General features: G+C 63.5%; 22 protein-coding genes. 17 read left to right on the top strand and 5 right to left on the bottom strand.

Features of this window, described 5'->3' with window-relative positions; all coding sequences use genetic code 11:
• The first annotated feature begins 54 nt into the window (after nucleotides 1-54).
• Nucleotides 55-1,068 (top strand): LLM class flavin-dependent oxidoreductase, encoded by a 1,014-nt coding sequence (locus tag FCU66_RS25095; RefSeq protein ID WP_136616395.1) that lies wholly within the window; start codon nucleotides 55-57, stop codon nucleotides 1,066-1,068.
• The gene (locus FCU66_RS25090) at nucleotides 1,065-2,324 is read left to right on the top strand and encodes an LLM class flavin-dependent oxidoreductase (RefSeq protein WP_136616396.1); all 1,260 of its coding nucleotides are present in this window, start codon (nucleotides 1,065-1,067) and stop codon (nucleotides 2,322-2,324) included. Before FCU66_RS25095 ends, FCU66_RS25090 begins: the two co-directional genes overlap by 4 nt.
• 102 nt (nucleotides 2,325-2,426) lie before the next feature.
• On the opposite strand, the gene xdhC is transcribed toward FCU66_RS25090, so the two are convergent.
• The 4 genes from xdhC to uraH all read right to left on the bottom strand — a co-directional run bounded on the left by xdhC (nucleotide 2,427) and on the right by uraH (nucleotide 7,985).
• The gene (gene xdhC / locus FCU66_RS25085; RefSeq protein ID WP_136616397.1) at nucleotides 2,427-3,497 is read right to left on the bottom strand and encodes a xanthine dehydrogenase accessory protein XdhC; all 1,071 of its coding nucleotides are present in this window, start codon (nucleotides 3,495-3,497) and stop codon (nucleotides 2,427-2,429) included.
• Between the two features lie 74 nt (nucleotides 3,498-3,571).
• Nucleotides 3,572-5,917 (bottom strand): xanthine dehydrogenase molybdopterin binding subunit, encoded by a 2,346-nt coding sequence (gene xdhB, locus FCU66_RS25080; protein WP_136616398.1) that lies wholly within the window; start codon nucleotides 5,915-5,917, stop codon nucleotides 3,572-3,574.
• A gap of 208 nt (nucleotides 5,918-6,125) precedes the next feature.
• Nucleotides 6,126-7,607, bottom strand: coding sequence for a xanthine dehydrogenase small subunit (gene xdhA / locus FCU66_RS25070; protein WP_136616400.1), 1,482 nt, complete (start codon nucleotides 7,605-7,607; stop codon nucleotides 6,126-6,128).
• A gap of 3 nt (nucleotides 7,608-7,610) precedes the next feature.
• Nucleotides 7,611-7,985 (bottom strand): hydroxyisourate hydrolase, encoded by a 375-nt coding sequence (gene uraH, locus FCU66_RS25065; RefSeq protein ID WP_136616401.1) that lies wholly within the window; start codon nucleotides 7,983-7,985, stop codon nucleotides 7,611-7,613.
• Between the two features lie 203 nt (nucleotides 7,986-8,188).
• Here uraH and puuE point away from each other — a divergent pair, with 203 nt between their 5' ends.
• The 14 genes from puuE to FCU66_RS24995 all read left to right on the top strand — a co-directional run bounded on the left by puuE (nucleotide 8,189) and on the right by FCU66_RS24995 (nucleotide 24,647).
• Nucleotides 8,189-9,607: an allantoinase PuuE gene (puuE, locus tag FCU66_RS25060; protein ID WP_136616402.1), complete on the top strand. Its 1,419-nt coding sequence runs from the start codon at nucleotides 8,189-8,191 to the stop codon at nucleotides 9,605-9,607.
• Between the two features lie 10 nt (nucleotides 9,608-9,617).
• On the top strand, nucleotides 9,618-10,481 hold the full coding sequence (locus tag FCU66_RS25055) for a bifunctional allantoicase/(S)-ureidoglycine aminohydrolase (protein WP_136616403.1): 864 nt from the start codon (nucleotides 9,618-9,620) through the stop codon (nucleotides 10,479-10,481).
• A complete protein-coding gene (locus FCU66_RS25050) occupies nucleotides 10,478-10,969 on the top strand; it encodes an ureidoglycolate lyase (protein ID WP_136616404.1) in 492 nt (163 codons plus the stop codon). Before FCU66_RS25055 ends, FCU66_RS25050 begins: the two co-directional genes overlap by 4 nt.
• Before the next feature lie 69 nt (nucleotides 10,970-11,038).
• Nucleotides 11,039-11,632 carry a nucleoside deaminase gene (locus tag FCU66_RS25045; RefSeq protein ID WP_136616405.1) on the top strand — a complete coding sequence of 198 codons (594 nt, stop codon included), beginning with the start codon at nucleotides 11,039-11,041 and terminating at the stop codon, nucleotides 11,630-11,632.
• Between the two features lie 82 nt (nucleotides 11,633-11,714).
• The gene (locus tag FCU66_RS25040; protein ID WP_136616406.1) at nucleotides 11,715-13,700 is read left to right on the top strand and encodes a CocE/NonD family hydrolase; all 1,986 of its coding nucleotides are present in this window, start codon (nucleotides 11,715-11,717) and stop codon (nucleotides 13,698-13,700) included.
• Between the two features lie 153 nt (nucleotides 13,701-13,853).
• The gene (locus FCU66_RS25035; protein WP_136616407.1) at nucleotides 13,854-15,440 is read left to right on the top strand and encodes an ABC transporter substrate-binding protein; all 1,587 of its coding nucleotides are present in this window, start codon (nucleotides 13,854-13,856) and stop codon (nucleotides 15,438-15,440) included.
• A gap of 16 nt (nucleotides 15,441-15,456) precedes the next feature.
• Entirely contained in the window at nucleotides 15,457-16,416 is a 960-nt protein-coding gene (locus FCU66_RS25030; protein ID WP_013528249.1) for an ABC transporter permease, read from the top strand.
• A 9-nt stretch (nucleotides 16,417-16,425) separates the two neighbouring features.
• Complete coding sequence (locus FCU66_RS25025; RefSeq protein WP_136616408.1) at nucleotides 16,426-17,250, top strand: ABC transporter permease; 825 nt, start codon at nucleotides 16,426-16,428, stop codon at nucleotides 17,248-17,250.
• Nucleotides 17,250-18,905: an ABC transporter ATP-binding protein gene (locus tag FCU66_RS25020; RefSeq protein ID WP_136616409.1), complete on the top strand. Its 1,656-nt coding sequence runs from the start codon at nucleotides 17,250-17,252 to the stop codon at nucleotides 18,903-18,905. Before FCU66_RS25025 ends, FCU66_RS25020 begins: the two co-directional genes overlap by 1 nt.
• Nucleotides 18,906-19,126: 221 nt before the next feature.
• The gene (locus FCU66_RS25015; RefSeq protein WP_136616410.1) at nucleotides 19,127-20,716 is read left to right on the top strand and encodes an ABC transporter substrate-binding protein; all 1,590 of its coding nucleotides are present in this window, start codon (nucleotides 19,127-19,129) and stop codon (nucleotides 20,714-20,716) included.
• A gap of 99 nt (nucleotides 20,717-20,815) precedes the next feature.
• The gene (locus tag FCU66_RS25010) at nucleotides 20,816-21,655 is read left to right on the top strand and encodes an alkaline phosphatase family protein (RefSeq protein ID WP_136616411.1); all 840 of its coding nucleotides are present in this window, start codon (nucleotides 20,816-20,818) and stop codon (nucleotides 21,653-21,655) included.
• Nucleotides 21,656-21,992: 337 nt separating this feature from the next.
• Nucleotides 21,993-22,559 (top strand): sigma-70 family RNA polymerase sigma factor, encoded by a 567-nt coding sequence (locus FCU66_RS25005; protein WP_136616412.1) that lies wholly within the window; start codon nucleotides 21,993-21,995, stop codon nucleotides 22,557-22,559.
• Complete coding sequence (locus FCU66_RS25000; RefSeq protein ID WP_136616413.1) at nucleotides 22,556-23,224, top strand: anti-sigma factor; 669 nt, start codon at nucleotides 22,556-22,558, stop codon at nucleotides 23,222-23,224. Before FCU66_RS25005 ends, FCU66_RS25000 begins: the two co-directional genes overlap by 4 nt.
• On the top strand, nucleotides 23,214-24,647 hold the full coding sequence (locus FCU66_RS24995; RefSeq protein ID WP_136616414.1) for a S8 family serine peptidase: 1,434 nt from the start codon (nucleotides 23,214-23,216) through the stop codon (nucleotides 24,645-24,647). Before FCU66_RS25000 ends, FCU66_RS24995 begins: the two co-directional genes overlap by 11 nt.
• A 545-nt stretch (nucleotides 24,648-25,192) precedes the next feature.
• On the opposite strand, the gene FCU66_RS24990 is transcribed toward FCU66_RS24995, so the two are convergent.
• Nucleotides 25,193-25,459: a hypothetical protein gene (locus tag FCU66_RS24990; protein WP_136616415.1), complete on the bottom strand. Its 267-nt coding sequence runs from the start codon at nucleotides 25,457-25,459 to the stop codon at nucleotides 25,193-25,195.
• 96 nt (nucleotides 25,460-25,555) lie between these two features.
• Between FCU66_RS24990 and FCU66_RS24985 the strand changes: the two genes are divergently transcribed.
• Nucleotides 25,556-26,470 (top strand): LysR substrate-binding domain-containing protein, encoded by a 915-nt coding sequence (locus FCU66_RS24985; protein ID WP_136616416.1) that lies wholly within the window; start codon nucleotides 25,556-25,558, stop codon nucleotides 26,468-26,470.
• The last annotated feature ends 168 nt before the right edge of the window (nucleotides 26,471-26,638 follow it).

Genomic DNA, 26,638 nt, shown 5'->3' with positions numbered 1-26,638 from the left:
CGCTGCGGGCGGCGAACATAGTTCCAGCTCCATCTCGTCTCGCAGGAACCATCGATGGGCGACAACGCCAGAATGCATCTTGCTGTTTCGCTGTTGTCAGGAATCGCCGATCCCGGGGTAGAGGCGGAATTCAGCCATCTGGCCAGCTTCGTGCAAAAGGCCGAAGCGGCCGGGCTGGACATGGTCCTGCTTGCCGATTCAGCGCCAGCGTCCGATGGCGATGCAGCGAACAGTCCGATGCCCTTCGAAGCGACGACCTTGCTGGCCGCGCTGGCGACAGTGACAAGCAAGATTGGCCTCGTTGCCGCTGCCTCGACCATTGCCCATCAGCCCTACAATCTGGCGCGCCGTTTCGCCTCACTCGACATCATCAGCCATGGCCGCACCGGCTGGAACGCGACGATGGCGCAGAACCCTCGCGAAACGGCCAATTTCAGCCGGCCGGAGGGGTTTTCGTCAGGCGATTTCCGCCGCCGCACGGAGGAATATATCAGCATCGTCCAAGGCTTGTGGCAGGGCTGGGACGCGGACGCGCTGCTGTTCGACAAGAGCGGCGGCCGCTTCCACGATCCCGAAAAGATGCACCTGCTCGACCACAAGGGCGAGTTCTTTTCGGTGTGCGGACCGCTGAACGTCGCACGATCGCCGCAGGATGCGCCAGTGCTGGTGCTGTCCGGCCTGTCGGAGCCCGACTTGGATATTGCCGCGCGCACCGCCGATGTCATCCTGCTGGACGAGCGACCGATCGACGACGCGAAAGCTCACTATGCCGATCTCAGGCGCCGCGTCGCAGCCTGTGGACGCGATCTGGATGCTGTGAAGGTGCTGATGAACGTCTCGTCTATCGCCGATAGTAAGCCGGCTGCCGTCGCCGACAGCTTGGAAGAAGGATTCCGGGCGAAAAGCTGCGACGGGTTCAACATCATAATGCCGGCACAACTCTCCGCACTCGACGATTTCGTCGATCTGGTTTTGCCGGAGCTGAGGCGGCGCGGCCTGTTTCGGGAGAGTTATCGCGGCGCAACCTTGCGCTCGCATCTCGGGCTTGCCGGTGGAGGTGGCCAATGACCGCTCGCCAGATGAAGCTCGGCGCCTTTCTGTGGGCGACAGGCCACCATATCGCCGCCTGGCGCCACCCCAAGGCGCACGTGACCGCCGGCATCGACATCGACCATTACATCCAGCTGGCGCGCACGGCGGAAGCGGCGAAATTCGACATGGTGTTCTGCGAGGACGCCGCCGGCTTGCGCGAAGCCAATGTCGGCATTGCCAGCCAGACGTCGCGCTCGATCGGTTTCGAGCCGATCAGCCTGCTGTCGGCGCTCGCCGTCCAGACCAGCCGCATCGGCCTCGTCTCGACAGCGTCGACCAGCTACAACGAGCCCTATGGGCTGGCACGAACCTTCCTGTCGCTCGACCATCTGAGCGGTGGCCGGGCCGGCTGGAACCTGGTCACCTCGGCCAGTCCCATCGAGGCAGCCAATTTCGGCTCGACCGGCTTGCGTCCGCATGCGGACCGTTATGAGCGCGCGCGTGAGTTCGCCGAGGTGGTTGCCCGACTTTGGCACGGCAAGCTCGATGGGGCTTCCGGTCACGACGGCCAGAGCTTTTCGGTGCGGGATCCGCTCGACCTGCCGCGTTCGCCCCAGGGCGCGCCTGTGCTGGTTCAGGCCGGCGCTTCGGATGTCGGCCGCGACCTCGCCGCCCGAACCGCCGATGTGGTGTTCACGGCGGCGCAGACCTTCGAGGAAGCCAAGGCCTTCTACGACGATCTCAAGGGGCGTCTGGCGGCCTATGGGCGCGAGCCGGACGACATCAAGATCATGCCGGGCGTAGCACCCGTGGTGGCGGAGACCGAGGCGGAGGCCCGTGAAAAATACGAGGAATTGCAGGAGCTGATCCCCGACGATGTCGGCGTTGCGCTGCTGTCCAGCTATCTCAGCATCTCCGATCTGTGGCGCTGTCCGATCGATGGACCGCTTCCGGAGCTGCCGCCCAGCGAGAGCATGCAGAGCCGTCAGGCGCTGGTCATCGAACAGTCGCGCCGCGACAACCTTTCCATTCGCCAGCTTGCGCGCCATTTCGCCGGCGCGCGGGGCCATTGGCGCATCGTTGGCACAGCGGCCCAGGTCGCCGACGAGCTGCAGGCTCGGTTCGAAGGGGGTGCTGCCGACGGCTTCAACGTCATGCCCTCTTATTTCCCCGGCGAACTCGATGCCTTTGCCACGCTCGTCGTGCCGGAACTGCAGCGGCGCGGCCTCTTCCGCCGGGACTATGAGGGTCGCACCTTGCGCGACCATCTGGGCCTGAAACGGCCGGTCTAGAGCTCCTTGTTTTGACGCAATTCCCAAGGGAAAGCGCTATGCGCTTTTCCCGGGAAAACCAGTTCCCACTTTTCCTGGAATTGCTCTAGCTGCGACGCAAGCTTAGCCCGCCAGCACCTTGTCATGCAGGACCTGATGGTCGGCATTTGAGGCTGCAGCGTGGATGACCAGCGCCGTCATGATTTCGGCGGCCGCCAACGCCGCAATGACTTGCGGGCGCTTGTCCTTGACGGTGTCGCCGCCAATTGGCGAGACGAGGCGGGCAAACTCGGCTTTGCTGCCGTCCGCCGAGTTCAGGAACCAGTTCCTGAACGTCGCTTTCTTGGTCTTCGAGCCGATCATGCCGACATAGGCGGTGTCGCCTCGTTTCAGCGCTTCGGCGACGATCAGGAAATCCAGCGCATGGTCGTGGGTGAGGATGGCGAAGGCGGTGCCGGCGGGGGCGTTTCGCACCTCAGCCTCGGGCATCGGCGTCAGCCGCGTCTCGACGGTTTCCGGCATGCCTTCCAGCGCCTCGGCCCGCGTCTCAATGACGACGCCGTGCACGGGAAGCAGTGCGATCGTCGACGCCAGCGCCTGGCCGACATGGCCGCCGCCGAAGATGTAGACATGCGGCAGGTGCGCCTCCTCGGCTTCCGCAGCCGCAACCAGCTCAGCGGCGAGCACGGCATCGACGAGCCGGATCAGCACTTCGACGCGCCCGCCGCAGCATTGGCCGATCTCGGGGCCGAGCGGGACGTCGAGGGTTGCGCGGCTATCCCTCCCCCTTGAGGGGAGGGTGGCGGCAAAGCCGCCGGGTGGGGTCGGATCGACCGGGCTCAACGCCCTGGCGGTGCCTTCTGATAGGCCCCCCTCTGGCCGCCTTGCGGCTTGCCCTTCGCTATGGCTCCGGGCGCTCGTCGCTGAAAAAGCCAAATCGTTGGCTTTTTCTCGGCCTTCGGCCGATCGCTCCTCTCCCCCCTCGAGGGGGGAGAAAAGCATCTGCCGGGCTTTGTCGATCGCCATGTATTCGAGCTGACCGCCGCCGATCGTACCAAAGATCGCCGTCTGCGAGACGAGCATGAAGGCGCCCTTTTCGCGTGGCGTCGAGCCTTTTGTCCCGGCCACTTCGACCAGGGCAACCCGGCCGACGCTGGCGAGAAAGGCTTTCAGGCTTTGCACTTTCGAGTCCATGGCTCACGTTCCCAAACGGGAAATATAGGTTTTTTCGGCCCGAATTGCACGCATTGCCGACCCTGGGGCCGGACTCAGGCCTTGGCTTCTTTCTTCAGCCGCTCGATCGCCATCAGCACCCGTTCCGGGGTCGCCGGCGCGTCGAGGCGCGGGCAGATCTTGTTGTCGGCGACGCTGGCCACGGCATCCGACAGCGCGTGCAGCACCGACATGCCGAGCGGGAACGGCGGCTCGCCGACCGCCTTGGAGCGGTGGATGGTTGGCTCGCTCGCTTCCGGCCAGTCCGCCAAGGTCACGTTGAAGATTTTTGGCCGGTCGGAGGCGAGCGGAATCTTGTAGGTCGATGGCGCGTGCGTGCGCAGCCGGCCCTTGGCGTCCCACCACAGTTCTTCCGTTGTCAGCCAGCCCATGCCCTGGATGAAGCCGCCCTCGATCTGGCCGATGTCGATCGCCCGGTTCAGAGATCGGCCACAGTCATGGAGAATGTCGGTGCGCTCGACCATGTATTCGCCGGTCAGCGTGTCGACCGAGACCTCCGAACACGACGCGCCATAGGCGAAATAATAGAAGGGGCGGCCCTCGCCCTTGTCGCGATTCCAGTGGATTTTCGGCGTCTTGTAGAAACCGGCCGCCGACAGCTGGATGCGGGCCATATAGGCCTGCTTGACGAGGTCGGCGAAGGCGATTTCCTGGTTGCCGATGCGCACCCGGTTGGGCAGGAACAGCACCTGATCGCGCGGCACCTGATATTTTTCGGCGGCGAAATCGGTTAGCCGATCCTTGATCTGGCGAGCGCCATTCTGCGCCGCCATGCCGTTGAGGTCGGAGCCGGACGACGCTGCCGTGGCCGAAGTGTTCGGCACCTTGCCGGTGGTGGTCGCGGTGATCTTCACCTGGTCGAGGTCGATCTGGAACTCTTCCGCCACCACTTGCGCCACCTTGACGTAGAGGCCTTGCCCCATCTCGGTGCCGCCATGGTTCAGATGCACCGAACCGTCGGTATAGACATGCACCAGCGCGCCGGCCTGATTGTAATGCGTGGCGGTGAACGAGATGCCGAACTTGACCGGCGTCAGCGCCAGGCCACGCTTGATGAAACGGCTGTTGGCATTGAAGGCCGATATTTCGCGCCGCCGCCGCGCATAGCTGGCGCTTTGCTCCAGCTCGGCGACGATGCGCTGGATGATGTTGTCCTCGACCGTCTGGTGGTAGGGCGTGATGTTGCGGTCCGATGTGCCGTAGAAGTTCTTCTTGCGGATTTCGAGCGGATCCTTGCCGACGGCAAAGGCCACCTCGTCGATGACACGCTCGGCGCCGACCATGCCTTGCGGGCCGCCGAAACCACGAAACGCGGTGTTCGACACGGTGTTGGTGTAGAGCGGCGCCGATTGGGCATGCACCGCCGGCCAGAAATAAGCGTTGTCGCAGTGGAACAGCGCGCGATCGGTTACCGGACCGGAAAGGTCCGACGAGAAACCGCAGCGCGCCGCGAACATGAAATCGACGCCGAGGATGTTGCCCTCGTCATCAAAGCCCACCTCGTAGTCGACGAGGAAGTCATGGCGCTTGCCGGTGGCGATCATGTCGTCGTCGCGGTCGGGCCGGATTTTGACGGCGCGATGGTGTTTCTTCGCGGCGATCGCGGCCAATGCGGCAAACTGGTTGCCTTGCGTTTCCTTGCCGCCGAAGCCGCCGCCCATGCGGCGGATTTCCACCGTGATGGCGTTGCTCGGCACGCCGAGCGCATGGCTGACCATATGCTGGACTTCGCTCGGATGCTGGGTCGAGGAATAGATGGTGACGTCCTGATCTTCGCCCGGAATGGCCATGGCGATATGGCCTTCGAGGTAGAAGTGTTCCTGGCCACCAATGCGCATATTTCCTTTCAGCCGGCGCGGCGCCTGACGGATCGCTGTAGCGGCATCGCCGCGCCTCAGCGTGAGAGGCGGCGTGACGAGCTTGCTCTTTTTCGGATCGAGCGCGCCTATGTCGGTGACGAAAGGCAATTCCTTGTATTCGACCTTGGCCAGCCTTGTCGCCCGCCGTGCTTGCTCGCGCGTCTCGGCGATGACGCAGAAGATCGGCTGGCCGTAGAATTGCACCTTGCCGTCGGCAAGCACCGGCTCGTCGTGGCGGCCGGTCGGCGAAATGTCGTTTTCGCCCGGCACGTCACTGGCCGTCAGCACGTCGACAACGCCGGGCGCTGTACGCACCGCCGAGAGATCCATGCTGGTGATCGTGGCATGCGTGGCGGCAGAAAGCCCGAGGCAGCCATGCAGCGTGCCGGCCGGTTCCGGCATGTCGTCGATATAGACGGCGGTGCCGCTGACATGCTTGTGGGCGGAGTCATGCCGTTGAGAGGTGGCGACGCCGCCGGCGATCTTTTCAGCCTTGAGATTTGATGTGGCGTGCTTGTTCATCGAGGACCTCTTTTCCCTTCTCCCCGTTCACGGGGAGAAGGTGGCCCGAAGGGCCGGATGAGGGGCGGCGCTGACCGTGACGGGCTTGCGGATATCGATCGACGACGGCGCCGCCCCTCATCTGCCTGCCGGCATCTTCTCCCCGTGAACGGGGAGAAGGACGCTATTCGTGATCGCTCCGCTATTTGTTCGCTGGCGTTGATATGCATCACGCCGCCTCGTTCCGGGATACCTGGAACGGCGCCTTGGTGCCGCTCGTCTCTGCAAAGAAGCGCAACAGAAGGTTTTTCGCCGCCAGTGCCCGGTATTCGGCCGAGGCCCGCATGTCGGTCAGCGGGGTGAAATCCCTGGCATATTCGGCCATCGCTGCCTCAACCGTCTCTTCGGTCCACGGCTTGCCGAGCAGCGCTTTTTCGACAGAAGACGCCCGCTTCGGCGTCGCCGCCATGCCGCCATAGGCGATGCGCACATCCGCGACCGTGCCATCCTTGGCCAGGGTCAAGAAGAAGGCGCCGAGGGCCGCCGTGATGTCCTCGTCACGGCGCTTGGTGATCTTGTGGACGGCGAATTTCGTACCCTTGGCAGGGATGGGCACGTGCACGGCCTCGACGAATTCGCCTGGTAGCCGGTCCTGCTTGCCGTAGGCAATGAAGAAGGTTTCCAGCGGAATCGTGCGCCGCTTCTTGCCCTTGCGCAGCGTCAGCCGCGCGCCGAGCGCGATCAAGGGCGGCGGCGTATCGCCGATCGGCGAGCCGTTGGCGATGTTGCCGCCGATGGTGCCCATGTTGCGCACCTGTTCGCCGCCGATGCGGTCGAACAATGGCCCCAGCGCCGGGATGCGTTTGGCCAGCGTCGAGAACGCCTCGCTGTAAGTGACGCCGGCGCCGATCGAAATGACGCCCTTGTCTTCCGAGATGGTGCAAAGCCCGTCGAGATTGCCGATGAAAATGGCCGGCGAAATATCGCGCATGTGCTTGGTCACCCACAGCCCGACATCGGTCGAACCAGCAACGATGGTGGCGCCGGGTTCCTTGTCCAGCACGGCGGCGAAATCGTCGACGTTGGCCGGCACGACCAGCCGCGCCTTGGCCGAACCGATCTCGACCCGGGCGCCGTCATGCATGGCCTTGAGCCTGGCCGTGATTGCCTTGCGCTCCGCGGCCAGCGGGTCCTTTGCCGCCTTGCCGTAGCTGGAGATGGCATGCGCCGCGCGCATAATCGCCTCGTAGCCGGTGCAGCGGCAGAGATTGCCTTGCAAAGCCTTTTCGATAGAGGCGTTGGACGGGTCGGGTGATTTCATCCACAAGCCGTAGAGCGACATGACGAAGCCCGGCGTGCAGAAGCCGCATTGCGAGCCGTGGAAATCGACCATCGCCTGCTGCACCGGATGCAACTGGCCGGGTGAACCACGCAGATGCTCGACGGTCACGACATGGGTGCCGTCCAGCGAGCCGAGGAAGCGGATGCAGGCGTTGACGCTTTCATAGACCAGGCCGCCGGCGGAAAGCTTGCCGACCAGCACGGTGCAGGCGCCGCAATCGCCCTCGGCGCAGCCTTCCTTGGTGCCGCGCAGCGACCGGTTGAGCCGCAGCCAGTCGAGCAAGGTCTCCTCGGGCGCCACTTTTGCAAGCACGATGTCCTCGCCATTGAGGATGAAGCGGATCTCGTTGCGGATCTTGACCTTGGCCATGCCTCAGCTCCCCCTGTAGGTCGAGTAGCCGTAGGGCGAGACGAGCAGCGGCACATGGTAATGCACCGGTTCGGCCATGCCGAAGCGGATCGGTATCACATCGAGAAAGGCGGGTTTCGGCAGGCTCAGCCCCTGCTGGCGCAAATAGTCGCCCGCGGCGAAGACCAGTTCGTATTCGCCGGTGCGGAACTCCGCTCCGGCCAGCAGCGGCGCGTCGCACCGGCCGTCGGCATTGGTGGCAACAGTCTTCAAATGTGTCCGCGCGTCGCCCTCAAGATGATAGAGTGCAATCGACAGTCCCGCCGCCGGCTTGCCGGTCGCGGTGTCGAGGACATGGGTCGTCAGACGCCCGCCATCGGCTTTCGACGTTTCTGCCATTGGCCGCCTCCCATTTCCGGTACGAGCGAATTGGCCCGGTACGATCAAGTATCAACAGTGAATTGTGCGCCAATTAAAGGCGATGCATAAGTCCCGGTCGAGCGGAGTGCGACAAAAACACTTTCAAAAATTTTCGGGGGAATGCGAGAAGCACCCTTTCGATATCCTGATCATACTTCGGGCCATGCCCGGCGGGAGGGACGATGCGTTACATCAGAGACATGCGCGGCTACGGAGCCAATCCGCCGGACCCGAAATGGCCTGGCGGTGCGCATGTCGCCGTGCAGTTCGTCGTCAATTATGAGGAAGGCGGCGAAAACTGCGTGCTGCATGGCGACAAGGCGTCTGAAGCCTTCCTGTCGGAAATCGTCGGCGCGGCACCCTGGGTGGGCCAGCGCCACTGGAACATGGAATCGATCTACGAATACGGCGCCCGCGCCGGCTTCTGGCGGCTGCTTCGTCTGTTTACCGAGGCGCAGGTGCCGATCACCTGCTATGGCGTCGCCACCGCGCTCGCCCGTTCGCCCGATCAAGTCACGGCCATGCAGGAAGCCGGCTGGGAGATCGCTTCGCACGGGCTGAGATGGATCGACTACCGCGACCACAGCGCCGAGGATGAGCGCCGCGACCTCGAAGCGGCGATCAAGCTGCATTACGAAGTGACCGGCGCGCGCCCGACCGGCTGGTACACCGGCCGCACATCGGTCAACACGGTGCGGATTGTGGCGGAAGAAGGCGGTTTCGACTATGTGTCGGACACTTATGACGACGAACTGCCCTACTGGTTCGAGCATGAGGGCGGCACGCAACTCATCATCCCTTACACGCTCGATGCCAACGACATGCGCTTCGCCACCCCGCAGGGCTTCAACTCGGGCGACCAGTTCTTTGCCTATTTGAAGGACAGCTTCGACACGCTCTATGCCGAGGGCCAGGCCGGCCGGCCGCGCATGATGAACATCGGCCTGCATTGCCGCCTCGTCGGGCGGCCGGGCCGGGTGGCGGCGCTGAAGCGCTTCGTCGACTATGTGAAGTCGCACGACAAGGTCTGGCTGGCGCGGCGCATCGACATCGCCCGCCACTGGCAAGAGGTCAATCCTTATCAACCGGCGGCGCTCCGCCCATCGAAGATGGAATTCGAGACCTTCGTCCACACATTCGGCGGCGTGTTCGAGCACTCGCCCTGGATCGCCGAGCGCGCCTACGAGCTGGAGTTGGGCCCGGCGCACGACACTTCAGGCGGCCTGCACAATGCGCTTTGCCGTGTCTTCCGCTCCGCCAGCGAAACCGAGCGCCTTTCGGTGCTCAACGCCCATCCCGACCTTGCCGGCAAGCTGGCCAAGGCAAAACGGCTGACGGCGGAATCGACCAGGGAACAGGCCTCGGCAGGGCTCGACGCGCTGACCGACAAGGAACGCGAACTGTTTTCCAAGCTCAATGCCGCCTACGTCACCACCTTCGGCTTCCCCTTCATCATCGCGGTGAAGGGCAAGACGAAGGAGGAGATCCTCGCCGAATTCGAGGCACGCATCGGCAACAGCCGCGGCGTCGAATTCGAGACCGCCTGCAAACAGGTCGAGCGCATCGCGCTGCTCCGCCTCAAGGACATGCTTCCGCAATAGGTTTGAACCCATGGATACGATCAGGATGCCCGACCGAACCTATTACGCACCGCATGGCGGCCACCCCGGCCAGAGCGAGCTTCTGACCGGCCGCGCCGTCTTCACCGAGGCCTATGCCGTCATTCCGCGGGGGGTGATGCAGGACATCGTCACCAGTGCCCTGCCATTCTGGGACAAGACGCGCGTCTGGATATTGTCGCGACCGCTATCCGGTTTTGCCGAGACGTTCTCGCAATATATTGTCGAGGTCGCGCCCGGTGGCGGCAGCGATCGGCCGGAACCCGATGCCGGCGCCGAGGGCGCCCTGTTCGTGGTCGAGGGCGAACTGACGGTTCTGCTTGCCGGCAAGAAGCATGTCTTGCGGCCCGGTGGATTTGCCTTCCTGCCGCCGGCCAGCGGCTGGACAGTTCGCAACGAGCGCAAGGCCGACGTCCGCTTCCACTGGATTCGCAAGGCTTACGAGGCGGTCGACGGTCTCGATACACCGGAAGCCTTCTTCACCAACGAACAGGAGATCGCGCCGACGCCGATGCCTGGCACCGAGGGCCGGTGGGCGACGACACGTTTCGTCGATCCGGCCGATTTGCGCCACGACATGCACATGACCATCGTGACGCTGGAGCCCGGCGCGGTCATTCCCTTCGCCGAGACCCATGTCATGGAGCACGGGCTCTATGTGCTGGAAGGCAAGGCGGTCTACCGCCTTAACCAGGACTGGGTCGAGGTCGAAGCCGGCGACTATATGTGGCTGCGCGCCTTCTGCCCGCAGGCCTGCTATGCCGGCGGTCCGGGAAAATTCCGCTATCTGCTCTACAAGGACGTCAACCGGCACGCCAAGCTCGGCGGCGCCGGCATCGCGAAGCGCACGCCATGACCCGGATCGTGGCGCGGCCGCTGACCCGCGAGAGCTTTGCCCCCTTCGGCGATGTCATCGACATGGCCGGCGACAACCACTACCCGATCAATGGCGGCAGGGCCGAGCGCTACCACGATCTCGCCACCGCCGAAGCAACCGGACCGAACGCCCGCGTGCTGATCTCCATGGTGCGCGGCACGCCCTACGAACTGCCGTTGAAGCTGAGCATGGTCGAGCGCCACCCCTTCGGCAGCCAGGCCTTCATCCCGCTGTCGTCGCGCCCCTTCCTGGTCGTCGTCTGCCATGACGGCGATGAGGGGCCGGGCGAGCCGCATGCCTTCATCACCGCACCGGGCCAAGGCATCAACTATTCCCGCAATCTCTGGCATGGCGTGCTGACGCCGCTCGGCGAGGCGCAGGATTTCCTGATCGTCGACCGTGGCGGTGACGGCTCCAATCTCGAGGAGTTCCATTTCTCGCACGCCTACGAGATCCATCTCCCTTAATTTTTTTGTGCATGTCGTTACCCCAAAACCGGGGGCACTTTTGGGCAACATGCAGCAGGAGACCCCGTAATGACCGACATTTCACTGATCGACCGCTTGCTTGATGTGATCGAGCACGACATCGTGCCGAAGACGGCCGACGGCGTTGCCCACGGCAACAAGCTGTTCGGCGCGGCGATCCTGAGGAAGGATGATCGTTCGCTGGTGCTGGCCGAGACCAACAACGAGATGGAGAACCCGCTCTGGCATGGCGAGGTGCACTGCCTGAAGCGTTTCTACGAAATGCCCAGGGCTGAGCGCGTCGATACGAAAGACGCCATCTTCATCGCCACGCACGAACCCTGCTCGCTGTGCCTGTCGGCGATCACCTGGACCGGCTTCGACAATTTCTACTATCTGTTCAGCCACGAGGATTCGCGCGACAGTTTTGCCATCCCGCACGATCTGAAAATCCTGAAAGAGGTCTTCACCCTCGACCCCGGCGGCTACAATGCCGAGAACGCCTATTGGAAGAGTTTTTCCATCCGCAGGCTGGTGCGGGCGTTGCCCGAGGCCGAGCGCCAGCGCCTGGAAACGCGTATTGGCGCGATTTCGGCGCGCTACGATGACCTGTCCGGCGTCTATCAGGCGAACAAGGACGATAACGACATTCCGCTGAACTGACGCGGATTGACCAGCCGAATTCGTTGGCTGGCCCACGACGCGGTACGGCAGGCTCCATCATCTGGCGATCCTGGAGCACGCCATGAAAACCGTCACCGAATTTCCCCGCAAGATCGTCGAATTCCCGGATATGGGGATCGTCATGCCGGATGGCTGCCGGCTGTCGGCGCGGGTGTGGATGCCGGAAGATGCCGGCGATGATCCGGTGCCGGCGATCCTCGAGCATCTGCCTTACCGCAAGCGCGACGGCACGATCTTTCGCGATCAGTTGACGCATCCCTATTTTGCCGGCCACGGCTATGCCTCGATCCGCGTCGACATGCGCGGCAATGGCGATTCCGAAGGGCTGATGGACGACGAATATTCCGAGCAGGAATTGCAGGATGCCTGCGACGTCATCGCCTGGGCGGCATCGCAGCCCTGGTGCAACGGCAATGTCGGCATGATGGGCATTTCCTGGGGCGGCTTCAACTGCCTGCAGGTGGCGGCCAAGCAGCCGCCGGCGCTGAAAGCGGTGATCAGCCTGTGCTCGACCGTCGACCGCTATGCCGACGACATCCACTACAAGGGCGGTTGCCTGCTGATCGAGAATTTCGGCTGGGCCTCGACCATGCTGTCCTATTCGTCGCGGCCGCCGGACCCGCTGCTGGCCGGCGACAACAGATGGCGCGATCTGTGGCTGACCCGGTTGGAGAATCAGTCCTTCCTGGCGCCGCTGTGGCTGAAGCACCAGCACCGCGATGCCTACTGGAAGCGCGGCTCGATCTGCGAGGATTTTTCCGCCGTCAAAGCCGCGGTGCTGTCGATCGGCGGCTGGCATGACGGCTACCGCAACACCGTCTCGCATCTGGCCAGCAACATCGAAGCACCGGTCAAGGGCATCATCGGGCCGTGGATCCACAAATACCCGCACTACGCCGGGCCCAAGCCTGCCATCGGCTTCCTGCAGGAAGCGTTGCGCTGGTGGGACCGCTGGCTGAAGGGCGTCGACACCGGTGTCGAGGCCGACCCCGCCTACCGCGCCTATGTGATGGACAGCGTGCGGCCGGCGCGCTGGCATCCCGAGCGGCCTGGCCGCTGGGTGGCGGAGCAGGAATGGCCGTCGTCCAACATCAAGACGCAAGCGATCGACCTCATCCCCGAGGGCGGCAAGCCTGCCGTCGTCGCCTCGCCGCAAAGCTGCGGCCTGGCCGGCGGCGAGTATTTCCCGTTCACCTTCGGCCCCGAACTGCCGGGCGACCAGCGCCCCGACGACGCGCTGTCGGTGTGTTTCGACCAGCCGGAACGCAACGAGGCGATCGACATTGTCGGCGCGCCGGAAGTCGAGCTGCGGCTATCCTCCGATCGTCCGCAGGCCAACATCGCGATCCGCCTCTGCGACGTGCATCCCGACGGTGCCTCGGAGCTGATTTCCTACGGCGTGCTCAACCTGACGCATCGCAACTCGCACGAATTCCCGGAAGCGCTGGTGCCGGGCGAAACTGTGTCGGCTCGCGTTGTGCTCGATCAATGCGCTTACCGCGTTCCGGCCGGCCACCGCCTGCGTGTTGCCGTTTCGAACACCTATTGGCCGATGATCTGGCCGTCACCGGAGCGGGTACAGCTCACCTTGTCGGCGGCGACGCTCAGCTTGCCGCTGCGGCCGCTGGCAACAGGCGACGAAGTAACGTTCGCCGAGCCGGAAGGGGCCACCCCCTGGGCAACAGAGACGATCCGCGCCGCCAATTCCGAGCGTCATGTCGATCGCGACGAAAAGACCGGAATCGTCACGCTTTCCATCGTTGATGATTTCGGCGAGGTGCGCGATCTCGCTCACGGCCTGGCCAATGGCAGCATCGCCCGCGAGATCTGGACGATCCATCCCGACGATCCGCTGTCGGCTTCGGGGAAAACGCACTGGACGCAGACCCTGTCGCGAAATGGATGGTCGGTACGCACCGAGACATCGGCGGAGATGCGGTCGGACGCGCAAAACTTCATCGTCAGCGCCAGAATCGAGGCCTATGAGGGCGAGAAACTCGTTTTCGAGCGCAATTTCGAGGAGAGGGTGCCGCGCGCGCTTCTTTGAGCGCCGATTTCATTGGTCCAATTGCGACGTACGATTTACGCCACGGCATGTCGCATTCGGTCTTGCTTACCGCTTTCCCTTGCGGTCATTATTCTCCTCACAAGAAACAAGAAAAACGACCGCAGAGTCGAACCAACAGAGTGAGGAACTCAAATGTCGAACGAACTGGAATTTCTTAGCCGGCGTGTCGCGTCGGGCAAACTGAGCCGTCGTGATTTTCTCGGCCGGGCGGCGGCGCTCGGTATCTCCGCACCCTTCGCCAACTCGCTGCTTTCAAGTGCTGCGCGCGCGGCGGGCCCGGTCAAGGGCGGCACACTGAAGGCCGGACTTGTCGGCGGTGAATCCACCAACAGCCTCGACCCTGCGCTGATGATGACGCAGGTGCCGTTCGCCTTCGGCAAGTGCTGGGGCGAAATGATCGTCGAGCTGTCCCCCGAGGGCAAGCTCGAGAACCGCATCGCCGAGGAGATCGGCTCGTCGGACGACGCCAAGGTGTGGACGCTGAAAATCCGCGACGGCGTCGAATTCCACAACGGCAAGACGGTGACCGCTGAGGACGTGGCCGCCACACTCGAGCGCCATTCCGACGAGAAGTCGAAGTCCGGCGCGCTCGGCTACATGAAGGGCATCGAAACCATCAAGGCCAGCGGCAAGGAAGTGGTGCTGACGCTGAAGGAGGCGAACGCCGACCTTCCCTACCTGCTGAGCGACTATCACCTGATCGTCCAGCCCAATGGCGGCAAGGACAAGCCGGATGCCGGCATCTCGGCCGGCCCTTACGTGGTCAAGACCAACGAGCCTGGCGTGCGCCATGGCGCCGAGCGCTTCGCCAACTACTGGCAAGGCGACAAGATGGGCCATGCCGACCAGATCGAAGTCATCGTCATCAATGACGCTACCGCCCGCACGGCCGCCCTGCAGGGCGGCCAGGTCAACATGATCAACCGCGTCGAACCGAAGATCGTCGACCTGATCAAGCGCCTGCCGGGCGTTACCATCCGCAACCACGCGGGTCCCGGCCACTACGTGTTCATCATGCATTGCAACACGGCGCCGTTCGACAACGCCGATTTGCGCATGGCACTGAAGCTGGCCATCGACCGCGAGGAAATGCTGGACAAGATCCTGCGCGGCTACGGCTCACTCGGCAACGACTTCCCGATCAATGCGTCCTATCCGCTGTTTACCGAGATCGAGCAGCGCAAGTACGACCCGGACAAGGCCAAGTTCCACTTCAAGAAATCTGGTCATGACGGCTCGGTGCTGCTGCGCACCTCGGACGTCGCCTTCCCCGGCGCCGTCGATGCAGCACAGCTCTTCCAGCAGAGCGCGGCCAAGGCCGGCATCACGCTCGAGATCAAGCGCGAGCCCGGCGACGGCTACTGGAACGAGGTCTGGAACAAGCAGCCCTTCTGCGCCTCCTACTGGGGCGGCCGTTCGACCCAGGACCAGATGTACTCGACCGCCTATCTGTCGACCGCCGACTGGAACGACACGCGTTTCCTCCGTCCGGATTTCGACAAGATGGTGCTGGCGGCGCGCGCCGAGCTCGATGAGGCCAAGCGCAAGCAGATGTACCACGACATGGCCGTCATGGTGCGCGACGACGGTGGCCTGATCCTGCCGATGTTCAACCAGTTCATCGACGCGACCGGCGCCAAGGTCGGCGGCTGGGTCGACGATCCACATCAGGAGTTGATGAACGGCTACGCGCTGGCGAAGTGCTGGCTCGAAGCCTGAGCTTGGCCTTGCGGATATGTCCTCACCCATCTTGAAACTGGTGGCCCAGCGCGTTGCGCTGGGCATTCTCCTCTTGTTGGCCGTTTCGGTCCTGATCTTCGCCGGTACCCAGATCCTGCCCGGCGACGTCGCGCAAGCCATTCTCGGACAGTCGGCGACGCCGGAGTCGCTCGCCAATCTGCGCGAGCAGCTCGGGCTCAACCAGCCGGCCTATCTCAGGTATTTCCATTGGTTGGGCGGCGTGCTGACCGGCGATCTTGGCACGGCCATGTCGAGCGGGCAGGATATCGCAACGTCGATCAAGGGACGGCTGTGGAACACGCTGTTCCTCGCCTTCTGGGCGGCGATCGTCGCCGTGCCGCTGGCGATCATCCTCGGCCTGATCGCAGTGCGCTACCGCAATGGCTGGGTCGACAAGCTGATTTCCGGACTGGCGCTCGCCTCGACGTCGTTTCCCGAATTCTTCATCGGCTATGTACTCGTCTATTTCTTCGCCGTGAAATGGCAGATATTCCCCGGCATCTCGACCGTCTATGACGGCATGCCGTTCGGCGAGCGGATGCAGGCGATCGCACTGCCGGCGACGGCGCTGACGCTGGTCGTGCTCGCGCACATGATGCGCATGACACGTGCGGCGATCCTCAATGTCATGCAGTCGGCCTATGTCGAGACGGCGGAACTGAAAGGCCTGTCGGCCTTCAACGTCATCCGCAAGCACGCCTTCCCCAATGCCATCGCGCCGATCATCAACGTGGTCATGCTCAACCTCGCCTATCTGATCGTCGGCGTCGTCGTGGTCGAGGTGATCTTCGTCTATCCGGGCATGGGACAGTATCTGGTCGACCACGTCACCAAACGCGACGTGCCGGTGGTGCAGGCGGTCGGCCTGATCTTCGCCGCCGTCTACATCAGCCTGAACATCATTGCGGACATAGCGGCGATCGTCGCCAATCCGCGTCTCAGACATCCGAAATAGGGGGCGGATATGCTCGATATCAAACGCATCCCCATCCCTGCACTGATCGGCATAGTCCTGACGGCACTGTTCGTGCTGGCGGCGGTCTTCGCACCGTGGATCGCGCCGCACGGCAATGGCGAAATCGTCGGCGATGTCTGGGAACCGATGTCGGCTACCCATTTGCTCGGGACCGACAATCTCGGCCGCGACCTGCTTTCGCGCATGATTTACGGTGCCCGCGTCACCCTGTTCATCGCGGTGCTGGCCACCGCGCTGTCGTTCTCGCTCGGCGCCATTCTCGGCTTCTCGGCGGCCGTCTTTGGCGGCTGGTTCGACACGCTGCTGTCGCGACTCGTCGATCTGCTGATGTCGATCCCGACGCTGATCATGGGTCTCGTCGTGCTCTCCGTGCTGCCCACCAACCTGGTGACGCTGATCCTGGTGATGGGCGTTCTCGACTCGACCCGCGTCTATCGCCTGTCGCGCGCGGTCGCCGTCGACATCAATGTCATGGACTATGTCGAGGCGGCGAAACTGCGCGGCGAGGGCAGCGCCTGGATCATCTTCCGCGAAATCCTGCCCAATGCACTGTCGCCACTGGTTTCGGAACTCGGCCTGCGCTTCATCTACGCCGTGCTGTTCCTGTCGACGCTGTCGTTCCTCGGCCTTGGCGTCCAGCCACCGGACGCCGACTGGGGCGGCATGGTCAAGGAAAACAAGGACGGCATCGTCTTCGGCATCGCGGCCGCGCTCATCCCGGCGGCGGCGATTGCCTTGCTGGCGATTTCCGTCAACCTGGTCGCCGACTGGGTGCTCAACCGGACGACAAGCCTCAAGGGAGGACGCGGGTGATGGCCGACAGCAAAGCGAAACCCGGCCTTCTGCTCGACATCCGCAACCTGCGCATCGAGGCCACCGTCTTCCCGCCCGGCGAACCGCCGAAGAACATCGTGCTGGTGCACGATGTCTCGCTGACGCTCGAAAAGGGCAAGGTGCTCGGCCTGATCGGCGAATCCGGGGCCGGCAAGTCGACCATCGGCCTGTCGTCGATGGGCTACGGCCGCGGTGGCGTGCGTATCACCGGCGGCGAGGTCATCCTGAACGGCCGCGACATCCTCAAGGGCGGCAAGGATGGCTTCCGCAAATTACGCGGCCGCGAGGTCTGCTATGTCGCGCAGTCGGCGGCAGCTGCCTTCAATCCGGCGCACAGACTGATGGACCAGGTGGTGGAAGCCACACTGCTGCACGGCACCGCGACACGCGCCGAGGCCGAGAAGCGCGCGGTTGCGCTGTTCAAGAAGCTCAGCCTGCCAAACCCCGAAACCATCGGCGAGCGTTTTCCGCACCAGGTTTCGGGCGGCCAGCTGCAGCGCGTGATGACGGCGATGGCGCTGTGCTCCGAGCCGGACCTGATCGTCTTCGACGAGCCGACCACGGCGCTCGACGTGACGACGCAGATCGACGTGCTGGCGGCGATCAAGGACGCCATCCGCGACACCCATGTGGCGGCGCTCTATATCACGCACGACCTTGCCGTCGTCGCCCAGGTCTCGGACGAGATCATGGTGCTGCGCCATGGCCGGCTGGTCGAATGGGGCGGCACAAGGCAGATCATCAAGGAGCCGCGCCAGGAATACACCAACGCGCTGGTGTCGGTGCACGAGATCGAGCATGCCGAGCAGAAGCCCGGCATGACGCCGTTCCTGTCGGTGAAGAACGTCACCGCCGCCTATGGCCGCAGCCACATCAAGGTGCTGAAGAACGTCTCGGTCGACATCTACCCGGGACAGACGCTTGCCGTCGTCGGCGAGTCCGGCTCCGGCAAATCGACACTGGCGCGCGCCATCACCGGCCTGCTGCCGCCCGAACAGGGCACCGTCACCTTCGACGGGCGTCCGCTGGCAAACCGGCTGGCCGACCGGCTGAAGGAGGATCTGCGCCAGCTGCAGATGATCTATCAGATGGCCGACGTGGCGATGAACCCGCGCCAGACCGTCGGCACCATCATCGGCCGCCCGCTCGAATTCTATTTCGGCATACGCGGCCGCGAACGCGATAAACGCGTTGCCGAACTGCTCGACAAGATCGAGATGGGCAAGGGCTTTTCCGACCGCTACCCGGCCGAGCTTTCCGGCGGCCAGAAGCAGCGCGTCTGCATCGCCCGTTCACTCGCCGCCAAACCCAAGCTGATCATCTGCGACGAGGTGACCTCGGCACTCGATCCGCTGGTGGCACACGGCATCCTCGAGTTGCTGCTCGAGCTGCAGAAGGAGGAGAACGTCGCCTATCTGTTCATCACGCATGACCTCGCCACGGTGAAGTCGATCGCCGATTCGATCGCGGTGATGTATCGCGGCGAAGTGGTGCGCTACGGTCCAAAGAGCAAGGTGCTGGCGCCGCCCTTCGACGCCTATACCGACCTTCTCTTGTCATCGGTCCCCGAGATGGAGATCGGCTGGCTGGAAAAGGCGATCAAGGGACGGCGCATGGCCAGCGCGGGGAACTAGAGCAGTTCACCGTTTCACGGAAACGGCGAACCGCTCTAACTCTTTGTTTTGACGCAATTCCGGACGGAAAACCGTTTCACACTTTTCCTGGAATTGCTCTAGCAAGCCAGCGGTCCGCCAGGTCAGGGGGCCGGCGGCCGTCATCCGGATGCAACACTAGAGCGCCACACGTCCTACGGACGGGCGGCGCCCGTACGATTTTTTCTTAAAAGGGGTTGGACATGAAGACTGAACTCGACCATCTCGCTGAGCTCGCCGGCCAGGGCCGGATATCGCGCCGCGACTTCCTCGGCCGCACAGCCGCACTTGGCGTGTCGGCGGCACTGGCAACGACGCTGGCCGGTAAGGCTTTTGCCCAGACCCCCGTCAAGGGAGGAACGATCAAGGCCGGCCTGCAAGGCGGCGAATCGACCAACAGCCTCGACCCGGCGCTCAACCTCAGCCAGGTCACCTACAGCTTCGGCAAGCAGTGGGGCGAATACCTTGTCCGGCTGATGCCGGACAACAGCCTGACAAATCTGATCGCCGAGGAGATCGGCGCCGCCAAGGACGCCAAGACCTGGACGATCAAGGTGCGCGACGGCATCGAGTTCCACAATGGCAAGACCGTCACCGCCGAAGACATCGCCGCCACCATCGAGCGCCACGCCGACGAGAAGTCGAAATCCGGCGCGCTCGGCATCCTCAAGAACATCAAGGGCGTCAAGGCGAGCGGCAAGGAAGTGATCGTCACGCTTGGCGACGCCGATGCCGACTTCCCCTATCTGATGGCCGACTACCATCTCGTCATCCAGCCGAATGGCGGCAAGGACAACCCGAATGCCGGCATCAGCGCTGGGCCCTACAAGGTCACCGTCAACCAGCCGGGCGTACGCCATGGCGGCGAACGCTTCGCCAATTACTGGCAAGGCGACAAATTGGGCCATGCCGACCAGATCGAGATCGTCGTCATCAACGACGCCACGGCGCGGTTGGCTGCCCTGCAGGGTGGTCAGGTGCACATGATCAACCGCGTCGAGCCCAAGGTGGTGGATCTGGTCAAGCGCATCGCGGGCGTCACCATCGAGAACGTGTCGGGCAAGGGCTATTACCCGTTCAACATGTTCTGCGACACAGCCCCCTTCGACAGCAACGAGCTGCGGATGGCGCTGAAACTTGCCATGGACCGCGAGGAGATGCTGGAAAAGATCCTGCGCGGCTATGGCTCGGTCGGCAACGACTTCCCGATCAACGAGGCCTATCCGCTGTTTTCCGCCGACATCGAGCAGCGCAAGTTCGACCCGGAAAAGGCAGCGGCGGCTTACAAGAAGTCCGGCCATAGCGGCTCGATCGTGCTGCGCACCTCGGACGTCGCCTTCCCGGGCGCCGTCGATGCCGCTCAGCTCTATCAGCAGTCCTGCGCCAAGGCCGGCATCAAGATCGAGATCAAGCGCGAGCCCGGCGACGGCTACTGGTCGGAGGTGTGGAACAAGCAGCCCTTCTCGCTCTCCTACTGGGGCGGACGCGCCACGCAGGACCAGATGTATTCCACCGGCTACGTCTCGACCGCCGACTGGAACGACACGCGGTTCAAGCGGCCGGAATTCGACAAGATGCTGTTTGCTGCGCGCGGCGAACTCGACCAGGCCAAGCGCAAGGCGATCTACCACGACATGGCGGTGATGATGCGCGACGAAGGCGGGCTGATCGTGCCTTTCTTCAACCAGTTCATCGACGCTGCCGCCACCAACAAGATCAGCGGCTTTGCCAAGAGCCCGATCGGCGAAATGATGGACGGCTACGCGCTCGGCGAGTGCTGGCTCAACGCTTAGCCGAAATCTGATCGTCCGATTTCATTTATCAAGGACGCCGTGTGCCCAGAACGGCACACGGCGTTCCCGTTTCAACTGCCAAACCGCATGGAGCAGCCCATGGCGCTCAAATCCAAGCTTTTGCTGATCATCCTCGACGGCGTGCCCTACAGGAACTGGCGTCGGCTGATGGGCAATCTCGAAGGCTGGGTGCAATCGGGCGCGGCGCGGGTCTGGAAGATGCGCTCCGTGCTGCCGTCGACGTCAGCCTGCTGCTATGCCTCGATCCACACCGGGGTTTCGCCGCAGGTGCACGGCATCCTGTCCAACGAAAACCGGTTCCGCGTCGCACAGCCTGACATCTTCTCCGAAGTCAGCAAGGCCGGCGGCAAGACGGGTGCGGTGACACATTCCTACTGGTCGGAATTCTTCCGCGCCTATCCGTTCGACCTGGTCGAGGACATGGAATTCGACGAGCCAAGCGGGCCAATCACGCATGGCCGCTTCCACACCATGACCGGCTACAATCTCAGGAACCAGATGACGCCGAGCGACGTCGACCTGTTCGCGACGCTGACCATGCTGACCAAACGCCACGGCATCGACTACGGCATCCTGCACACCTGCACGCTGGATTCGATGGGGCATCGCTTCGGCCATGACTGCCACGAGATGGATCATGCCGTCTATGCAATGGACGGCATGCTGGCGGCCTTCCTGCCGCGCTGGATCGAAGCCGGCTATGAGGTGATGGTCACCGCCGACCATGGCCAGACCGACCGTGGTCATCATGGCGGCCATGACGACGAGATGCAGGATTTCGCGCTGTATTATTTCGGCGCCGGCAAGGGACCTCAGGCCGATACGCTGCTCGACCAGCTGCAGCTGGCGCCGACAGTGCTGAGCCGGCTGGGTGTTCCAGTGCCGGAGACAATGAAGGCGAAGTCTTTCTTGGGGTGAGAAGCGGTCCGCGTAGCGGACGAAAAGCCAATTGCTTGGCTTTTCGAGCTTCGAACGCCCTGAGCCTGCGAAGGGCCGGGCGAACGCGGATCGGCGCGCGGCGTCGATGACGGCGCTGGAAGAAACGCGGCGCGGCCGGCCCTACGCTATGGCTTCGGGCGTTCGTCACTTCAATCGACAAATCGTTGTCGATTGACCCGCCTCCGGCGGGACGCTCCTCACCCTCTGGCAACCTCCCCGCTCTTCGGTTAGCCTCCGCAAAATTCCTTGGCGGAGGATGAACCTTTTTGGGCCGATCAGCGACAGAGCAGACAGGAGCCAGGCGGCTCGACCGGCCATGACGGCAGCGACGGAGACCGATCGCGCGCTTGTCGACCGGGTCGCGAAGGGCGACCGTGCCGCCGTGCGGCTCCTGTTCATGCGTCACCACGCGCGGGTCTACCGCTTCGTGGCGCGCCAGACGGGATCGGAAATGATGGCTGACGATATCGCCAACGAAGTGTTCCTCGAACTGTGGCGCCAGGCGCCAGGTTTCGAGGGACGCTCCGAAGTCTCGACATGGCTGCTCGGCATCGCCCGCTTCAAGGCGCTGTCCCTGCTGCGCAAGAAGAAGGAAGACTGGATCGACGACGAGGCCGCCGCCGCGGTGCCTGACGGCGCCGACACGCCGGAGGTCGTCACCATGAAGGGAGACAAGGCTGCCGCCTTGCGGCGCTTCGTCGACGCCTTGCCCGAAGAGCATCGCGTGGTGATCGATCTTGCCTATTATCACGGACAGTCGGTGAGCGAGATCGGCGAGGTGCTCGACATTCCGGTCGCCACCGTCAAGACCCGGATGTTCTATGCCCGCAAGAAACTCGGTGAGGCCCTCAAGGCCGCCGGTTACGACAGGGGGTGGCCATGAGCGCCGCTGAAAAGATGTCGCGCCGCGACGAAATGGAAACGCTGCTGCCGTTCTATCTGAACGGCTCGCTGGAAGGCTCGGATCTGGAAGCCGTCGAGGAATGGCTGGCCAGCGATCCGTCCGCACTTGCCGCCCTTGGCGAGGCGGAAGCCGAATTCTCCGGCACAACGGCCGCCAACGAAGCGATCCGCCCACCGGCCGATGCGCTCAGCCGCTTCGCCAGGGCGCTCGATGCCGAGGCTGGACCGGCGCGAGCGCCGGCGGGATCGTCCTGGCTGGCGCAGGCCTGGGGCCGCTTCATGGCGGTGCCGGTCGGTGTCGCCTGGGCCGCGGCCGCGGTTCTGCTGGCCCTGGTCATGGTGCAGTCGTTTGTCGAGCCCGGCGGCAAGGGCAATGATTTCGAGATTGCCGGCGCGCAAGACGATCTGGCGAAAATGCCGTTCGCGCTGGTCAAGTTCAAGCCGGATGCAAGGATGTCTGACATTTCCGCCTTCCTCGACAGCAACGGGCTGAAGATCATCGGTGGGCCGACCGCCGACGGTGTGTTCCGGCTTGGCATCCCGGCTGCGACCGCTGCCGACTACACGAAGCAAATCGGCCTTATTGCCGCCCAGCCTTTTACGGAGACTGTGATCGAGGGAAGGAAACCGGTTGATGGCGGCTGAGGCAGTCATTCGATTTGCGGCAATGCTTGCGGCGGCGATGACAATTGCCGCCGTGCCTGCGTCGGCGCAGACCAGCGCCAATCCCGACCAGACGAAAATCGACTGCCGCAACGGGACCAACGCGGCAGGCACCGACTGCGCCAAGGATGGTAGTGATGCAAAGGGCGGATCGGACGCAGGCCAATCCGGCGCTGTCTTCCTGCCGGCGCTGATCGTCGACCTGTTTCCCAATCCGGCGGCGACGCCGGCACCGGTGCCGACGCCACGGCCGGCGCCCGCGACGCCGCCTGCCGGTACTCAAGCCGGCCCCCCGCCTGGTGGCCCGATCGTCTCGCCGACCGATCTCATCGCGGTTCAGCCGCCGCGCGCGGTGATCGGCGATTTCGTGCCCGACGAGGTGCTGGTGACCGTCGACGGCGATGCCGGCGCCGTTCAGCAGATCGCCGCTTCCTTCGGCCTGCAGGTGCGCTCGCAGCGCCAGTCGCGGCTGCTTGGCACCACGCTGGTGCGCTTCGGCATTCCCGACGGCCGACCCGTCGGCGTCGTTCTGGCGCAACTGGCCGCCGACGGCCGCACCCAGCGGCGCGAGCCCAACCATGTCTATTCGCTGCAGCAGGCCGCCGGCATCGTCAATTATGCCTTCGACCGCATCGCGCTCGATGCCAAGCAGGCCAGCGGCGAAAACGTCCGCATCGCGGTGATCGACACCGGCATCGACGACACCAATCCGGCGCTGTCAGGCGTCATTGCCGGGCAGTTCGACGCCATGCCCGACGTGCCGATCGAAAAGCGTGATCACGGCACGTCGATCGACGGCCTGATCGCCGGCGTCGGCGCGCTGGAGGGCATGGCGCCCGGTGCCAAGATCTACCACGCCCGTGCCTTCGAGGGCGGCAAGTCGACCATGGACGTCATCCTGGCGGCGCTCGACTGGGCGGCGGAGCAGGACGTGCGCATCATCAATATGAGCTTTGTCGGGCCGAAGAACGACCTGCTCGGCGTCGCCTGCCGCAATGCCCGCGCGCTCGGCATGGTGCTGGTCGCCGCCGCCGGCAACAACGGGCCCAAGGCGCCCTATGGCTATCCGGCCGCTTTCGACGGCGTCATCGCGGTGACCGCCACTGACGCCAAGGACGGGCTAATGCCGCAGGCCAATCGCGGCGCCTATGTCTTCATCTCGGCGCCCGGCGTCGAGATGGTGGCGCCGAGCGGCGCCGGCTCGGATGTGGTCACCGGCACTTCGTTCGCGGCGGCGATCGTGAGCGGCGCCATCGCCAATCTCATCCATGCCGCGCCCGATCGCTCGGCCGACGACATCGAGAAGGCGCTCGCGGCAACGGCCAGGGATCTCGGCCCCAAGGGACGCGACAATGATTTCGGCTATGGGCTGCTGGACATCAAGGCGGCGGCGGCGAGGGAATAAGGTCAGTCGAAGTGGGTTTGGGTCAAAACTCAATCAACTGACTGCCGCCAATGGCTGAGATGGGTGGGCAGCGGAAGCCCGAGGCTGGCACGAGCAGCAACTACATTAAACCAGAAACAGTCATTCGCCACCGGTTGTCGAATGACCGGGATGGGCCGAGAGCGGACCGGCTGCTTCGGGCTGCCTATCTTCAAGAGCAGACATTTTACTCGTGACCTGACTCAGCGCACCGACAAAGGGTTCCAGCTCTCAAGTGGTCGGGCCTGGTCATCACCAGAATGGCTTTGCAAGTTCAGATTCGACTTCGTCCTTCGTCAAGCCAATATCGTCGATCATGTGCGGCGCTACCCTGGATAGTCGCGCGAGGTCACTGCGGTAGAAATTCCGTTCCCGCCATCTTGAGACATAGTCAGCTATTCTGATTGCTCGAACCGTTTGGACCGAGTGCTGTAACGTGGAGGATAGGAGATCGTTGCTCACCGTCAGGCCTCCGTGCCAATCTCGCTTACAGTGACAGCGTACCGCCGCATCGAGGTGCTTCACTGTCACAGCATCCACGTCTGTTGCAGCAAGTCCTGGTAAGACGTTGGCTCCCTCGCGATAAACGACGGAGGGGGCGGCGAAAGGTGATCGATCTCACCGATATCGCGCCTTAGGTGCGCGGGGAGCTCCGCGATATTGCGCTTTTGGACGGCATCTACGTACCACCGGCAGATGATCCCGAAGACGGCGACCGGCGCGGCGACAATCGCCTTGCCCAGCGGACGGCCGGGAATTTGGGAGGCGACCTGTGCGTCATCGGTGATAGTCATGTCCTATCCTCTTGTTCAGTGAGACGAGAATGCCGCTCTCGCTGTGCGAACGGAAACGAGTTGTGCAAATCCAGCGAATAAGGGAGACTTATCGCCATGCCCCTCGCGGCAAGCTTTGACCTCGACCTGTTGCGCAGCTTTGTCGCCATTGCTGAGGAGAAGAGTTTTACGCGTGCAGCATCTCGCGTCGGCCGGACGCAAGCTGCGGTCTCGTTGCAGATGCAGCGCCTCGAGGGCTTGCTTGGCAAAGTCGTAATCGTGCGCGGCAAGGGTGGTACCGTCGATTTGAACGGCGACGGGCTCCAACTTCTCGAGCGAGCACGGGAACTTCTGGCGCTTAACGATGACATCATGCGCTCGATGCAGGCCACTCCGGTCCATGGCACGATCCGGCTAGGGATCGCTGCCGAACTATCGCCACGGTTCCTGCCTCAAATCCTCGACCGCTTTACGCACACGACGCCTTGGGTGGAGGTAGAGGTGGAAGCGAACGTCTCCTGCCTCTTGGCATTGAAGTTGAAGAACGCCGAGTTCGACCTCGTGATCGTAAGGGAGGGGCTGGAACCCAGGCAATGGCCGGCGACCGAAGTCTGGCGCAGTCAGGCCAAGTGGATCACGTCACAGCAGCACGCCCAGCATATGCGTGAGCCGCTTCCTCTCGCCATCTCTGCCGCAGATTGCCCGGGGCGGCCGGCCGACCTCAGTGAATGCCCTTGGCGGAGCATGCTGCTGCGGGCGCTGGAGCAAGACGGTCGCAGCTACCGTATCGTCTCCACTTCCTCAACAACGCAAGCCCTGCTGGCACCAGTGCTGGCGGGCCTCGCGGTGACCAGTACTCCGGAAGGCTATGCGCTGCCAGAGGGCCTCAGAACTGTTCGCGCCGACGAAGGGCTACCGAAACTGCCTGAGAGTCGCTACTTGATGCTGAAGGGGCGCAACCCGCGCCAGCCCGTAACTGACATGCTGGCCGTGCAGGTGCAAGACGTGTTCAGCGAGAGCCACGCGCCATAGCAATCAGCCGTCGCGATTGTGCATGGGTCTTGCCTCGATTATCTCTGGCGAGACATCAATCGGCAGTGTGCCGAGTCCCGACGTTTATCACGATGATTGCGCCACCCACCGATGGCGCCAAACGCTTCGCCCAGCGCGCGATTGGAACGTCAGGTTTAAGGCAACTGC

The organism is Mesorhizobium norvegicum, from assembly GCF_004919685.1.
GTDB lineage: Bacteria > Pseudomonadota > Alphaproteobacteria > Rhizobiales > Rhizobiaceae > Mesorhizobium > Mesorhizobium norvegicum.
This window is presented reverse-complemented; position numbering and strand designations above follow the sequence as displayed.

Excerpts from the sequence above, each read along its gene's own strand:
- FCU66_RS25095 (WP_136616395.1), top strand. The coding sequence starts at position 55 with ATGGGCGACAACGCCAGAATGCATCTTGCTGTTTCGCTGTTGTCAGGA.
- xdhB (WP_136616398.1), bottom strand. The coding sequence starts at position 5,917 with ATGAACAAGCACGCCACATCAAATCTCAAGGCTGAAAAGATCGCCGGC.
- xdhA (WP_136616400.1), bottom strand. The coding sequence starts at position 7,607 with ATGGCCAAGGTCAAGATCCGCAACGAGATCCGCTTCATCCTCAATGGC.
- uraH (WP_136616401.1), bottom strand. The coding sequence starts at position 7,985 with ATGGCAGAAACGTCGAAAGCCGATGGCGGGCGTCTGACGACCCATGTC.
- FCU66_RS25025 (WP_136616408.1), top strand. The coding sequence starts at position 16,426 with ATGCTCGATATCAAACGCATCCCCATCCCTGCACTGATCGGCATAGTC.
- FCU66_RS24995 (WP_136616414.1), top strand. The coding sequence starts at position 23,214 with ATGGCGGCTGAGGCAGTCATTCGATTTGCGGCAATGCTTGCGGCGGCG.
- FCU66_RS25045 (WP_136616405.1), top strand. The coding sequence starts at position 11,039 with ATGACCGACATTTCACTGATCGACCGCTTGCTTGATGTGATCGAGCAC.
- FCU66_RS25035 (WP_136616407.1), top strand. The coding sequence starts at position 13,854 with ATGTCGAACGAACTGGAATTTCTTAGCCGGCGTGTCGCGTCGGGCAAA.
- FCU66_RS25015 (WP_136616410.1), top strand. The coding sequence starts at position 19,127 with ATGAAGACTGAACTCGACCATCTCGCTGAGCTCGCCGGCCAGGGCCGG.
- FCU66_RS25030 (WP_013528249.1), top strand. The coding sequence starts at position 15,457 with ATGTCCTCACCCATCTTGAAACTGGTGGCCCAGCGCGTTGCGCTGGGC.
- FCU66_RS25040 (WP_136616406.1), top strand. The coding sequence starts at position 11,715 with ATGAAAACCGTCACCGAATTTCCCCGCAAGATCGTCGAATTCCCGGAT.
- FCU66_RS25055 (WP_136616403.1), top strand. The coding sequence starts at position 9,618 with ATGGATACGATCAGGATGCCCGACCGAACCTATTACGCACCGCATGGC.
- FCU66_RS25010 (WP_136616411.1), top strand. The coding sequence starts at position 20,816 with ATGGCGCTCAAATCCAAGCTTTTGCTGATCATCCTCGACGGCGTGCCC.
- xdhC (WP_136616397.1), bottom strand. The coding sequence starts at position 3,497 with ATGGACTCGAAAGTGCAAAGCCTGAAAGCCTTTCTCGCCAGCGTCGGC.
- puuE (WP_136616402.1), top strand. The coding sequence starts at position 8,189 with ATGCGTTACATCAGAGACATGCGCGGCTACGGAGCCAATCCGCCGGAC.
- FCU66_RS25090 (WP_136616396.1), top strand. The coding sequence starts at position 1,065 with ATGACCGCTCGCCAGATGAAGCTCGGCGCCTTTCTGTGGGCGACAGGC.
- FCU66_RS25005 (WP_136616412.1), top strand. The coding sequence starts at position 21,993 with ATGACGGCAGCGACGGAGACCGATCGCGCGCTTGTCGACCGGGTCGCG.
- FCU66_RS25000 (WP_136616413.1), top strand. The coding sequence starts at position 22,556 with ATGAGCGCCGCTGAAAAGATGTCGCGCCGCGACGAAATGGAAACGCTG.
- FCU66_RS24990 (WP_136616415.1), bottom strand. The coding sequence starts at position 25,459 with ATGACTATCACCGATGACGCACAGGTCGCCTCCCAAATTCCCGGCCGT.
- FCU66_RS25020 (WP_136616409.1), top strand. The coding sequence starts at position 17,250 with ATGGCCGACAGCAAAGCGAAACCCGGCCTTCTGCTCGACATCCGCAAC.
- FCU66_RS24985 (WP_136616416.1), top strand. The coding sequence starts at position 25,556 with ATGCCCCTCGCGGCAAGCTTTGACCTCGACCTGTTGCGCAGCTTTGTC.
- FCU66_RS25050 (WP_136616404.1), top strand. The coding sequence starts at position 10,478 with ATGACCCGGATCGTGGCGCGGCCGCTGACCCGCGAGAGCTTTGCCCCC.